The 12,157-nt window shown below is 48.3% G+C and carries 10 protein-coding genes and 5 tRNA genes; all 15 read left to right on the forward strand.

Going from position 1 to position 12,157, the window contains the following annotated elements:
* Positions 1-3 precede the first annotated feature (3 nt).
* The 15 genes from wzzE to Q1A40_RS21305 all read left to right on the forward strand — a co-directional run bounded on the left by wzzE (position 4) and on the right by Q1A40_RS21305 (position 12,155).
* Positions 4-1,065 carry an ECA polysaccharide chain length modulation protein gene (gene wzzE, locus Q1A40_RS21235; RefSeq protein ID WP_300005048.1) on the forward strand — a complete coding sequence of 354 codons (1,062 nt, stop codon included), beginning with the start codon at positions 4-6 and terminating at the stop codon, positions 1,063-1,065.
* Between the two features lie 155 nt (positions 1,066-1,220).
* Positions 1,221-2,351, forward strand: coding sequence for a non-hydrolyzing UDP-N-acetylglucosamine 2-epimerase (gene wecB, locus Q1A40_RS21240; protein ID WP_300005051.1), 1,131 nt, complete (start codon positions 1,221-1,223; stop codon positions 2,349-2,351).
* Positions 2,348-3,610: a UDP-N-acetyl-D-mannosamine dehydrogenase gene (gene wecC, locus Q1A40_RS21245; protein WP_300005055.1), complete on the forward strand. Its 1,263-nt coding sequence runs from the start codon at positions 2,348-2,350 to the stop codon at positions 3,608-3,610. Before wecB ends, wecC begins: the two co-directional genes overlap by 4 nt.
* The gene (rffC, locus tag Q1A40_RS21250; RefSeq protein WP_300005057.1) at positions 3,610-4,287 is read left to right on the forward strand and encodes a dTDP-4-amino-4,6-dideoxy-D-galactose acyltransferase; all 678 of its coding nucleotides are present in this window, start codon (positions 3,610-3,612) and stop codon (positions 4,285-4,287) included. Before wecC ends, rffC begins: the two co-directional genes overlap by 1 nt.
* Before the next feature lie 4 nt (positions 4,288-4,291).
* Positions 4,292-5,422 (forward strand): dTDP-4-amino-4,6-dideoxygalactose transaminase, encoded by a 1,131-nt coding sequence (gene rffA / locus Q1A40_RS21255; protein ID WP_300005059.1) that lies wholly within the window; start codon positions 4,292-4,294, stop codon positions 5,420-5,422.
* Between the two features lies 1 nt (position 5,423).
* Entirely contained in the window at positions 5,424-6,674 is a 1,251-nt protein-coding gene (gene wzxE, locus Q1A40_RS21260; RefSeq protein WP_300005062.1) for a lipid III flippase WzxE, read from the forward strand.
* Entirely contained in the window at positions 6,671-7,753 is a 1,083-nt protein-coding gene (locus tag Q1A40_RS21265; RefSeq protein WP_300005065.1) for a TDP-N-acetylfucosamine:lipid II N-acetylfucosaminyltransferase, read from the forward strand. Before wzxE ends, Q1A40_RS21265 begins: the two co-directional genes overlap by 4 nt.
* Positions 7,750-9,105, forward strand: coding sequence for an ECA oligosaccharide polymerase (gene wzyE / locus Q1A40_RS21270; RefSeq protein ID WP_300005068.1), 1,356 nt, complete (start codon positions 7,750-7,752; stop codon positions 9,103-9,105). Before Q1A40_RS21265 ends, wzyE begins: the two co-directional genes overlap by 4 nt.
* Before the next feature lie 11 nt (positions 9,106-9,116).
* Positions 9,117-9,857, forward strand: a complete 741-nt coding sequence (wecG, locus tag Q1A40_RS21275; RefSeq protein WP_300005071.1) for a lipopolysaccharide N-acetylmannosaminouronosyltransferase — start codon at positions 9,117-9,119, stop codon at positions 9,855-9,857.
* 240 nt (positions 9,858-10,097) lie between these two features.
* Positions 10,098-11,483 (forward strand): amino acid permease, encoded by a 1,386-nt coding sequence (locus tag Q1A40_RS21280; RefSeq protein WP_300005074.1) that lies wholly within the window; start codon positions 10,098-10,100, stop codon positions 11,481-11,483.
* 103 nt (positions 11,484-11,586) lie between these two features.
* Positions 11,587-11,663, forward strand: a tRNA-Arg gene (locus tag Q1A40_RS21285).
* Between the two features lie 57 nt (positions 11,664-11,720).
* Positions 11,721-11,796 (forward strand) — tRNA-His (locus Q1A40_RS21290).
* A gap of 21 nt (positions 11,797-11,817) precedes the next feature.
* Positions 11,818-11,904, forward strand: a tRNA-Leu gene (locus Q1A40_RS21295).
* A gap of 32 nt (positions 11,905-11,936) precedes the next feature.
* A tRNA-Pro gene (locus tag Q1A40_RS21300) sits at positions 11,937-12,013 on the forward strand.
* Positions 12,014-12,081: 68 nt separating this feature from the next.
* Positions 12,082-12,155 (forward strand) — tRNA-Pro (locus tag Q1A40_RS21305).
* Positions 12,156-12,157: the final 2 nt, after the last annotated feature.

The following is a 12,157-nucleotide window of genomic DNA, read 5'->3' on the forward strand; positions in this document are numbered from 1 at the left end:
GTAATGCAAGAGCATAAACCAGGCAGGCAGGCGATAATCGACAATGAACTGGATATTCGAGGTCTGTTCCGTTCACTGTGGCAAGGAAAACTCTGGATAGCAGGTATTGCTGTCACTTTTGCATTAGTAGCACTTGCATATACTTTTTTTGCCCGGCAAGAGTGGAGTGCAACTGCCATTACCGACAATCCGACGGTAACGATGTTGGGACCTTACTACACTCAGCAACAGTTCTTGCGTAGCCAGGATTTACAGCCGGGTTTGATTCCCGTTGACCAGCCATCGGTGCTGGAGGGGGCTTATAACGAGTTTGTCCGACAACTTGCGGCCTATGATACTCGGCGTGAATTCTGGTTACAGACGGATTATTACAAGCAGCGTCAGGTTGGCGATAGCCGTCCCGATGCCGCTCTATTGGATGAGCTGATTAATGATATCCAGTTTACTCCTGGTGATCCGCTGAAAAGTATCAATGACAGTGTCAGACTGGTGGCAGAAACAGCATCAGATGCTAATCTTTTGCTACGTCAGTATGTTGCGTTCAGCAGTCAGCGTGCCTCAGGGCATCTTAATGGTGAGCTCTCTGGCCGCTGGGCGGCAAAAACGACACAACTGAACGCGCAGGTGAAACGAGAAGAAGCCGTTGCCAGAGCTATCTATGACAGGAAACTAAAAAGCATTGAAGAAGCTTTGAAAATTGCGCAGCAACAGAATATCACTCGCAGTATGACCGGTGTTCCCGCTGAAGAAATTCCTGACTCTGAAATGTTCATGCTGGGACGCCCGATGTTACAGGCTCGTCTGGAAAACCTTCAGGCTATGGGACCTGCTTCCAGCCTTGATTACGACCAAAATATAGCGCTATTAAGCACATTAAATCTTGGTCCTGTTATCGATAATCATTTTCAAACCTACCGCTATCTACGGACACCCGAAGAACCGGTTAAACGTGATAGCCCTCGTCGTGCATTCTTGATGATTATGTGGGGGGCAGTAGGGGCTCTTATTGGCGCCGGCATAGCATTAGCTCGCCGTAAAAAATATGACAGACCCCAAATAATGTAAGTTATTGGTGGTGCTACGTAAAGAAAGCCAAATCACTTACTGAACTCAGTGATTTGGCTGAGTGAAAGTAGCAAGCTTGAACTATGATGGATAAAGAGCCTGCCCAGGTGTGAAACGACGGATTGCTCCCACCTTATTAACAAAAGAGAATCACTGTGAAAGTGTTAACTGTTTTTGGCACACGGCCAGAGGCCATAAAAATGGCGCCTTTGGTTGATGCGTTGGCGCGTGACGCGTTTTTTGAAGCAAGAGTTTGTGTAACAGCACAGCATCGGGAGATGCTGGATCAGGTGTTAAACCTGTTTTCCATTAAACCGGATTATGATTTGGATATCATGAAACCGGGGCAAGGGCTTACCGAAATAACCTGTCGGATCCTTGAAGGGCTGAAACCTATCCTTGAGTCATTCAAACCAGATATCGTGCTAGTGCATGGTGACACTACCACCACCTTTGCGGCCAGCCTTGCCGCGTTTTATCAACGTATTCATGTCGGGCATGTTGAGGCCGGACTGCGTACCGGTGATATTTACTCCCCCTGGCCTGAAGAGGCTAATCGCATTCTGGCCGGACATCTCGCCACCTGGCATTTTGCGCCGACAGAAAATTCACGGCAAAATCTATTACGTGAAAATGTGGCAGATAAACAGATTCATGTGACCGGAAATACGGTTATTGATGCCTTGATGACGGTACGTGATCGTATGTTATCTGCCGGTCCTTTACGTCAGAGCATTGAACAACGGCTAGGATTTCTTGATAGCACTAAAAAAATGATTCTGGTTACCGGGCACCGGCGGGAAAGTTTTGGCAGTGGCTTTGAGCATATTTGTCATGCTCTGGCGACTATTGCCTCACAAAACCGCGATGTACAGGTAGTCTATCCCGTTCATTTGAATCCTAATGTCAGAGAGCCAGTCAGACGAATTCTGGGTCATGTCGATAACGTCATTTTGGTTGAACCACAAGAGTATTTACCCTTTGTTTATCTGATGGATAAAGCCTGGCTGATTCTGACCGACTCCGGCGGTATTCAGGAAGAGGCGCCATCTTTAGGTAAACCCGTTCTGGTGATGAGAGATACCACTGAGCGGCCAGAAGCCGTTGAGGCAGGAACGGTACGCTTAGTTGGCACTAATGAAGACGCTATTATTAAAGCAGTAAATGAATTACTACGTGATGACCAAAGTTATCAAACGATGAGTCGGGCGTATAACCCTTATGGTGATGGTCAGGCTTGTCACCGAATTTTGAATGCATTGAAACAAAGTCAGGTAGCATCATGAGTTTTACAACTATATCCGTTGTTGGCTTGGGTTATATCGGTTTACCGACCGCGGCAGCCTTTGCTTCTCGTCAGTGTCAGGTTATCGGGGTGGATGTTAATCAGCATGCGGTTGATACCATTAATCGTGGTGAAATTCATATTGTTGAACCTGATTTAGATGTCGTCGTAAAAACAGCCGTCGAAAAAGGTTTTTTACGTGCTGTCACTCGTCCGGTCGTCGCTGATGCTTATTTGATTGCTGTTCCAACGCCTTTTAAAGGCTCCCATGAACCAGACCTGGCTTATGTGAAGGCGGCTGCTGAGTCTATTGCTCCGGTGTTAAAAAAAGGTGCTCTGGTCGTTCTGGAGTCAACATCGCCGGTGGGCGCCACTGAGCAGATGGCTGACTGGCTGGCGGCATTACGTCCGGATCTCAGTTTTCCACAGCAAACCGGGGAACAGGCTGATATCAATATTGCTTACTGTCCGGAACGTGTTCTGCCAGGCCAGGTGATGGCTGAGCTGATTAAAAACGATCGCGTTATTGGTGGTATGACGGCAGTCTGTTCTGCTAAGGCCTGCGATCTCTATAATATTTTTCTCGAAGGTGAGTGTGTTGTGACCCATTCACGTACTGCGGAAATGTGTAAGCTGACCGAAAATAGTTTTCGTGATGTGAATATTGCCTTTGCCAATGAACTTTCGCTTATCTGCGCTGATAATGGCATTAACGTCTGGGAATTGATCCGCCTCGCTAATCGCCATCCACGGGTGAATATTTTACAGCCAGGCCCCGGCGTAGGCGGGCACTGTATCGCGGTCGATCCTTGGTTTATCGTGGCGCAAAGTCCTGAACATGCGCGTTTGATCCGTACTGCTCGCGAAGTCAATGACGGTAAACCGCAGTGGGTTATCGATCGTGCAAAAGCGGCGATAGCTGATTGCCTGTCTGAGACCGGCCGTCGTGCCAGTGAAGTGACCCTTGCCTGTTTTGGTTTATCATTTAAGCCGAATATCGATGATTTACGTGAGAGCCCGGCAAGGAATATTGCCGCCACTCTGGCCTCCTGGCATAGCGGCAAGACGCTGATCGTTGAGCCTAATATTCATTCACTCCCTGAAAAGCTTACGGCTGATAGTGAACTGGTATCGCTTGAACAGGCGTTACAGCAAGCGGATGTCCTGGTGTTGCTGGTTGACCATAACGAATTTAAAGCCATCAAGAGTGAACAGATAACACAATCCTGGATTGTTGATACCAAAGGTGTCTGGCGATAATGCAGGCCATCCACGCAACGCTTGAACCGCTAAACTGGGAGAATCAGTTTTTTGGTGTTAACAGCAGTCTGGTGCGTATCAGTGCTGATGCGGAACCATTAACGCAAAGCCGGTTGAATAGCTGGTCCCGCGTACAGGCCAAAATTCCTGCGCATCGCACGGATTGGCTGGATAGTTTACAAGCGTTAGGTTTCCAGTTCGTTGAAGGGGAAGTTGACCTTTGTCTGCCAGTTAAACAGCAGCATGCAGTCGCTGACTTTAAGGTCGCGGAGGTTGAGCATATTGACGTTCTGAGGGAACAAGCTGCGGGTGTTTTTCAGCAAAGCCGGTTTCGTGCCCCTTGGTATCAACCTCATGACAGTGGCCACTTTTATGCTCAGTGGGTAGAAAATGCAGTCCATGGCACTTTCGATAACCAATGTTTATTGCTCAAACAAGCTGATGTTATCCAAGGGTTTGTGACGCTCAGGCAGCTTAATACACAAGAGGCGAGAATTGGTTTACTCGCCGGGCGAGGTATGGGCAATGCGCTTATGGCGGCGGCCCAGAGCTGGTGTCAACAGCGTGGTTTGACGACTTTACGTATTGCAACTCAGGTGAGTAATCGGGCGGCTTTACGACTCTACATTCAATGTGGTGCCACGATAGACAGTACCGCTTTTTGGCTATACAGGTGAAAACATGATCCCATTTAATGCTCCTCCGGTTGTTGGTACTGAAAGCGAATATATACAGTCTGCAATGAACAGCGGCAAACTCTGTGGCGATGGCGGATTTACGCGTCGCTGTCAGCAATGGATGGAGCAGCGGTTTCATAGCAAAAAAGTACTGCTGACCCCTTCTTGTACTGCTTCTCTGGAAATGGCCGCGATTTTGCTGGATATCCAGCCTGGCGATGAAGTGATCATGCCTAGCTATACCTTTGTTTCCACTGCTAATGCTTTTGTCTTACGTGGAGCACATATTGTTTTTGTTGATATTCGTCCGGACACCATGAATATCGATGAAACTAAAATAGTCGCAGCGATTACTGATAAAACCCGCGCTATTGTGCCGGTACACTATGCTGGTGTGGCCTGTGAGATGGACACCATTATGGCGATTGCTAAGCAGCATAACTTGTTTGTTGTCGAGGATGCTGCTCAGGGTGTGATGTCGACCTATAAAGGTCGGGCGCTGGGCACTATCGGCCATATTGGTTGCTTTAGCTTTCATGAAACTAAGAATTACACCGCGGGCGGTGAAGGTGGCGCGACGCTAATCAATTCACCTGAACTGGTAGAAAGGGCGGAAGTGATTCGTGAGAAGGGCACCAACCGTAGTCAGTTTTTCCGGGGCCTGGTGGATAAGTATACCTGGCGGGATATTGGTTCAAGCTATCTGATGGCAGACCTTCAGGCGGCTTTCCTTTGGGCGCAACTGGAAGCTGCAACCACGATTAATGAGCAGCGCCTGGCTTTGTGGAATAACTACTATCAGGCACTGACTCCGCTGGCTAAAACCGGGCGTATCGAGCTTCCTGTTATTCCTGAAGGCTGTGTGCATAATGCCCATATGTTCTATCTCAAACTGCGCGATATTGACGATCGTAGTGCGCTGATAGCCTATCTGCGCGAAGCCGAAATTATGGCGGTTTTCCATTATATTCCGCTGCATAGCTCACCAGCAGGCGAGAAATTTACCACTTTCCATGGCGAAGATAAGTTCACCACCAAAGAAAGCGAACGTTTACTTCGGTTACCGCTGTTTTATAACTTATCTCTGGTAAACCAGCGTACTGTTATCAATACCTTGCTCAGTTACTTAGCCTGATATGTCTCTGGCTAAAGCATCGATATGGACCGCTGCCTCGACACTGGTAAAGATTGGTGCGGGGTTAATTATTATTAAGATGCTGGCGGTCTCTTTCGGGCCCGCAGGCGTTGGCCTGGCAGGAAACTTTCGTCAGCTTGTCACGGTTCTTGGGGTACTGGCGGGAGCCGGTATCTTTAACGGTGTGACCAAATACATTGCTCAGCATCATGACTCCCCACAGCAACTTGAACGCGTTGTGGGGACTTCATCCGCGATGGTACTGGGCTTTTCATCATTACTGGCGATTATTTTTGTCGTGGCAGCCCGGCCAGTTAGTGAGGTATTGTTTGACAGCCCTGATTACCAGGGACTGGTGCGTTTAGTCGCGCTGGTGCAACTGGGGATCGCCTGGGCAAACCTTTCGCTGGCTATTCTCAAAGGTTACCGTGATGCGGCCGGGAATGCGCTGGCATTGATTATCGGTAGTGCAATTGGGGTCGTGGCTTACTATCTGTGTTATCGCCTGGGTGGCTATTCAGGGGCATTATTTGGACTGGCGCTGGTACCAGCCTTGGTGATGATACCTGCAATGACGATACTGATTAAGCGAGGGTATTTTCCCCTGCATTATCTGCGACCTCGCTGGGATAGCGTACTGGCCAGCCATTTGGGTAAATTTACCTTAATGGCTTTGATAACTGCCGTTACCTTACCCGTTGCCTATGTGATGATGCGAAACCTGCTGGCAAAATATTATAGCTGGGATGAAGTTGGACTTTGGCAGGGGGTTAGCAGTATCTCTGATGCTTATCTCCAGTTTATTACCGCCTCATTCAGTGTCTGGCTATTACCGACTCTGGCGCGTCTCAAGGAAAAGCAACAGCTTATCAAGGAAGTTATTCGGGCGCTTAAGTTTGTTCTGCCTGCTGTGGCTTGTGCCAGCTTACTGGTATGGCTGTTACGTGATTTTGCAATTTGGTTGCTGTTCTCCAGTCAGTTTATTGCGATGCGAGACTTGTTTGCCTGGCAATTGGTGGGCGATGTACTGAAAGTCGGATCGTACGTTTTTGGTTATTTGATTATTGCTAAAGCGGCACTGCGTTTTTATATTCTGGCTGAAATCAGCCAGTTTGTTCTGTTAACCGGCTTTTCCCATTGGTTGATCCCAACCCAGGGAGCTGCAGGTGCAGCCCAGGCATATATGGCAACCTATATTGTCTATTTTACGCTCTGCTGTGGCGTTTTCTTTGTTTATCGTAGGCGAGAATGACAACACTGATTCACGTTTTGGGAGCAGATCTCCCGCATCATAATCAGACGGTACTGCGTTTTTTTAATGACGTTCTCGTCACTATCAGTCCGCACAGCCGTGAATTTTGGGTGGTCTCCCAAGATAAGGCATTAGTTTCTGCTTTTCCGGAACTCGCCATTACGCTGTATCCCACAAAGCAGGCGATGACAGTTGCGGTATTGGCGAAAGCGCGTGCCCGAAGTGCCCAGCACTTTTTCTTCCATGGTCAGTTTAACGCGCGTTTGTGGCTGGCATTACTCACAGGAGGCCTGAAGCGTAAACAGGTCAACTGGCATATCTGGGGGGCTGATTTGTATGAAGCCTCGCAAGCGTGGAAGTTTCGGCTGTTTTATTTACTGCGCAGAAGGGCACATAAGAGAGTCGGTCAGGTGTTCGCAACCCGGGGAGATTTAAGTTATTTTCACCAGCGCAACCCGAAGGTTCCCGGTGATTTGCTCTATTTCCCGACCCGAATGGATCCTACGCTCAATAATCTGGCAGCGCCTGACCATGCATCTGATGAAAAGCTAGCGATATTAGTGGGTAACTCCGGTGACAGGAGTAATCAGCATATTGAAGCCTTACGCGCTATTTCGACCAAATTTGGTGACACGGTGCGAGTCGTTATTCCGATGGGATATCCGAATAATAATGGCGCTTATATTGCTGAAGTGCGTAAGGTTGCAGAGCAGTTGTTCAGCCCGGAACATATCCAGCTGTTAACAGAGAATATGGCATTTCCTGCTTATCTGTCGCTATTGCAGCAATGTGATTTGGGTTATTTTATTTTTGAGCGCCAGCAGGGTATCGGTACGCTTTGTTTACTTATTCAGGCGGGCATTCCTTGCGTGTTGAGTCGAAAAAACCCGTTCTGGCAGGATTTGCAGGAACAGATGATCCCGTTCTTATTTACTGATGACCCCCTGAGTGAGTCGGTAATACGTGCTGCCCGGGAGGCATTAGCGTCAGTGGATAAGCAGCATATCGCCTTTTTTAATCCCGGTTATGTGAATGGCTGGCGTAAGGCACTTGCTATTGCAGCAGGAGAGGAGGCATGAGTTTACTGCAATTCGGTGGTTTGTTTGTTATCTGGCTGATAAGCGTGGTCTTTATCGGCTTGCTGACTTACCAGGAATTCCGCCGGGTACGATTTAATTTCAACGTCTTTTTCTCGTTTTTGTATTTGCTGACTTTTTTCTTCGGTTTTCCGTTTACCTGCGTACTGGTTTTTCGTTTCGGCGTCGAGGTCGTTCCGGCTGAAGTGCTCTTACAGGCGCAATTAGCGGCGACCTGTTTCTATGGCATCTACTATGTTGCCTATAAAACGCGACTCACCAGAAAGAAAGATGCGCTAAACCAGCGACCACTATTTACTATGAGTCGAGTGGAGACTCATTTACTGTGGATCTTGCTGGCATTGGTTGCTCTGGCCAGTGTCTCAGTCTTTTTTATGAATAATGGTTTCCTGCTGTTCAAGCTCAATTCCTATAGTCAGATATTTTCAAGTCAGGTCTCGGGCGTGGCCCTTAAACGCTTCTTCTACTTCTTTATTCCTGCCATGCTGGTGGTCTATTTTCTGAAGCAAGATGGACGAGCCTGGTTGTTCTTCTTGGTCAGTACTGTCTCCTTTGGTTTACTGACCTATATGATAGTCGGCGGTACTCGCGCCAATATTATTATCGCCTTTGCCATTTTCCTGTTTATCGGGATTATTCGCGGCTGGATTTCACTGTGGATGCTGGTCGCGGCCGGAGTATTTGCCATTGTTGGTATGTTCTGGTTGGCGTTAAAACGTTATGGTTTAAATGTCAGTGGTGATGAAGCGTTTTATACTTTCTTATATCTGACGCGCGATACTTTCTCACCTTGGGAAAACTTAGCGCTATTGCTGCAAAACTACGACAAAATATCCTTCCAGGGGCTGGCTCCTGTTGTACGCGACTTCTATGTCTTTATTCCGAGTTGGATGTGGCCTGAAAGACCGAGTGCAGTATTAAATTCGGCTAACTATTTTACCTGGGAAGTATTGAATAACCATTCCGGTCTGGCGATATCGCCGACGCTGATAGGCTCTTTGGTAGTGATGGGGGGAATCGCCTTCATCCCGTTGGGTGCAATAGTGGTTGGCTTAATTATCAAATGGTTTGACTGGTTGTATGAGCGGGCGAATCAGGATACCAACCGTTATCAAGCGGCGGTGACCTATGCATTCTGCTTTGGTGCTATTTTTAATATGATAGTACTGGCTCGTGAGGGACTGGATTCGTTTGTTTCACGTGTCGTGTTTTTCAGTGTGGTATTTGGCCTCTGTTTGCTGATGGCAAAACTACTTTACTGGTTATTCAGTGTGGCAGGGCTTATTTATCATCGCCGAACAGCAGCTCCCGCTCGTGATAATCAAAACGCGTGATAAGGATAAACATGAACAACCTGACAGATGCGCCAAAATACAGTATTCGTGGGCTTAACTTGTTAGGCTGGCGCAATATGCAGCATGCTTTGGACTATCTCTATGCTAATAACCAACTGCGTTCTGGTACGCTTGTGGCGATCAATGCGGAAAAAATTCTTACCGCAGAGAGTACGTCTGAGATGGGAGAACTGATTGCTGCTGCTGAATATAAATATGCTGACGGAATAAGCGTCGTTCGTTCTATCCGCAAAAAATATCCAGGGGCTGAAGTCAGCCGTGTGGCAGGAGCCGATCTCTGGGAGGCGCTGATGCAACGTGCGGGCGCTGAAGGTACGCCGGTGTTTTTGGTGGGGGGAAAAGCTGAGATCCTCGCACAAACGGAAGATAAGCTGCGTCGGCTCTGGCAGGTGAATATTGTCGGAACCCAAGACGGTTACTTCAGTGATGAGCAGCGCCCGGCACTGTTTGAACGTATTCGTGCCAGTGGGGCGGTGATAGTGACAGTTGCTATGGGCTCACCACGCCAGGAAGTGTTTATGCGTGACTGTCGTGAGGTGCAGCCAGATGCTCTGTATATGGGTGTGGGGGGCACTTATGATGTTTTTACCGGGCATGTTAAACGTGCGCCTAAGATCTGGCAAAACCTGGGGCTGGAGTGGCTGTATCGTCTGCTGTCTCAGCCAAGTCGCATTAAGCGGCAGCTTAAGCTATTACGCTATCTGGGATGGCATTACAGCGGCAAGCTTTGACAGCCTAATGAATAACAATAAAACGCGCCATTTGGCGCGTTTTTGCGTATGAGGTTTAGCCGGTAATTTACTTTCATTTTTCATGACTATCCCAGTCATTATTTGTAATTTACATAAAAATACGAAACTATTGCCGCCTTATTTTGACTTGGCTGGTGATTTTTACAGCTATCTGGTCAGCGACGCAAAATATAACAACACTCGGTATCAACCGGACACGACACCAGAACAGAGGGGTTTATGGCAGAAAGAAAAGCCGAATTGCAAAGAGGACTCGAAGCCAGACATATCGAGCTTATTGCACTAGGTGGCACTATCGGAGTGGGGCTGTTTATGGGATCAGCCAGTACATTGCAGTGGGCGGGACCTTCTGTATTACTGGCTTATATCATCGCAGGATTGTTTGTTTTTTTCATTATGCGATCGATGGGCGAGATGCTGTATATCGAGCCGGTAACGGGTTCATTTGCTATGTATGCTCATCGCTATATGAATCCCTTCTTTGGCTACCTTACGGCTTGGTCGTATTGGTTTATGTGGATGGCTGTGGGTATCTCGGAGATAACCGCCATTGGCGTCTACGTGCAGTTCTGGTTCCCTGAATTACCTCAATGGATACCGGCACTGATAGCCGTTGGGCTCGTGGCACTGGCTAATCTTGCAGCCGTCCGGTTATATGGTGAGATTGAATTCTGGTTTGCGATGATTAAAGTCACCACCATCATCGTGATGATAGTGATTGGGCTCGGTATTATTTTCTTTGGCTTAGGTTATAACGGGCACCCTACGGGCTTTGGCAACCTGACCGAGCATGGCGGTTTTTTTGCCGGTGGCTGGAAAGGTTTTTTGATGGCGCTTTGTATTGTTGTCGCGTCCTATCAAGGTGTTGAGTTGATAGGTATGACCGCAGGAGAAGCCAAAAATCCTCAAGTCACGCTGCGTAGTGCAGTTGGCAAGGTATTGTGGCGTATTCTGATTTTTTATGTTGGCGCTATTTTTGTTATCGTGACCATCTTCCCGTGGAATCAAATGGACAGCAGTGGCAGTCCCTTTGTTCTCACCTTTGCGAAGATTGGCATTACCGCTGCAGCCGGGATCATTAACTTTGTGGTATTAACCGCAGCCTTGTCGGGTTGTAACAGTGGAATGTACAGCTGTGGCCGTATGCTTTACGCCCTGGCGAGAAACCGTCAGCTCCCTTTGACGATGGCGAAAGTGTCGCGTAATGGGGTTCCGGTTGCCGGTATTCTGATATCGATCCTGGTGCTGCTAGTGGGTTCATGCCTGAACCATTTGATCCCTAACCCGCAGCGTGTCTTTGTTTATGTCTATAGCGCCAGTGTATTGCCTGGTATGGTGCCGTGGTTTGTGATTTTGATAAGTCAGCTACGTTTTCGGCGTGAACACAGCGAAGCTCTGAAAACGCATCCCTTCCGTTCTATTTTGTTTCCCTGGGTTAATTACCTGACAATGGCTTTCCTGGTCTGTGTACTCGTCGGTATGGGGCTGAACGACGCGACACGTTTATCGCTGGTGGTGGGGGCGGTGTTTTTAGTTGTGGTGAGTCTTATCTATCGACTTATTACTGGCAGAACACGTCATCTCGCTGAAAAAATAGACGGATAAACTATCGGATGCGCAAACCATAACCAAATACGCATTTTCTTTTAAATTATCACTAGACAGTTGGGCGCGAAGTCCGTATTATCCGACCCCGCAACGGCGCTACGCGCCCGTAGCTCAGCTGGATAGAGCGCTGCCCTCCGGAGGCAGAGGTCTCAGGTTCGAATCCTGTCGGGCGCACCATTACTAAGGGTGCTGGAGCTGCGGTGGTATTTATACCGCGTGAAAAGGTTTACAGTGGTGGCTATAGCTCAGTTGGTAGAGCCCTGGATTGTGATTCCAGTTGTCGTGGGTTCGAGTCCCATTAGCCACCCCATTAATTTAGAAGTGACACATTGCGATGGTGGCGGAATTGGTAGACGCGCTAGCTTCAGGTGTTAGTGTTCTTACGGACGTGAGGGTTCAAGTCCCTCCCTTCGCACCACTCCTAAATTAAACAGCAGTAAAGCAGTATTTCGGCGAGTAGCGCAGCTTGGTAGCGCAACTGGTTTGGGACCAGTGGGTCGGAGGTTCGAATCCTCTCTCGCCGACCACATTCAGAAAGCCTCGCTCAGGCGAGGTTTTGCTTTTGAAGCACAGTATTTGCAGTAAAGCAGTACATCGGCGAGTAGCGCAGCTTGGTAGCGCAACTGGTTTGGGACCAGTGGGTCGGAGGTTCGAATCCTCTCTCGCCGACC

This window comes from uncultured Cedecea sp. (assembly GCF_947498825.1).
Taxonomy (GTDB): Bacteria; Pseudomonadota; Gammaproteobacteria; order Enterobacterales; family Enterobacteriaceae; genus JGM124.

What these genes read in the sequence shown, in the direction of transcription:
- wzzE (WP_300005048.1), top strand. Translation starts at nt 4, where the DNA reads ATGCAAGAGCATAAACCAGGCAGGCAGGCGATAATCGACAATGAACTG.
- wecC (WP_300005055.1), top strand. Translation starts at nt 2,348, where the DNA reads ATGAGTTTTACAACTATATCCGTTGTTGGCTTGGGTTATATCGGTTTA.
- rffC (WP_300005057.1), top strand. Translation starts at nt 3,610, where the DNA reads ATGCAGGCCATCCACGCAACGCTTGAACCGCTAAACTGGGAGAATCAG.
- rffA (WP_300005059.1), top strand. Translation starts at nt 4,292, where the DNA reads ATGATCCCATTTAATGCTCCTCCGGTTGTTGGTACTGAAAGCGAATAT.
- wzxE (WP_300005062.1), top strand. Translation starts at nt 5,424, where the DNA reads ATGTCTCTGGCTAAAGCATCGATATGGACCGCTGCCTCGACACTGGTA.
- Q1A40_RS21265 (WP_300005065.1), top strand. Translation starts at nt 6,671, where the DNA reads ATGACAACACTGATTCACGTTTTGGGAGCAGATCTCCCGCATCATAAT.
- wzyE (WP_300005068.1), top strand. Translation starts at nt 7,750, where the DNA reads ATGAGTTTACTGCAATTCGGTGGTTTGTTTGTTATCTGGCTGATAAGC.
- wecG (WP_300005071.1), top strand. Translation starts at nt 9,117, where the DNA reads ATGAACAACCTGACAGATGCGCCAAAATACAGTATTCGTGGGCTTAAC.
- Q1A40_RS21280 (WP_300005074.1), top strand. Translation starts at nt 10,098, where the DNA reads ATGGCAGAAAGAAAAGCCGAATTGCAAAGAGGACTCGAAGCCAGACAT.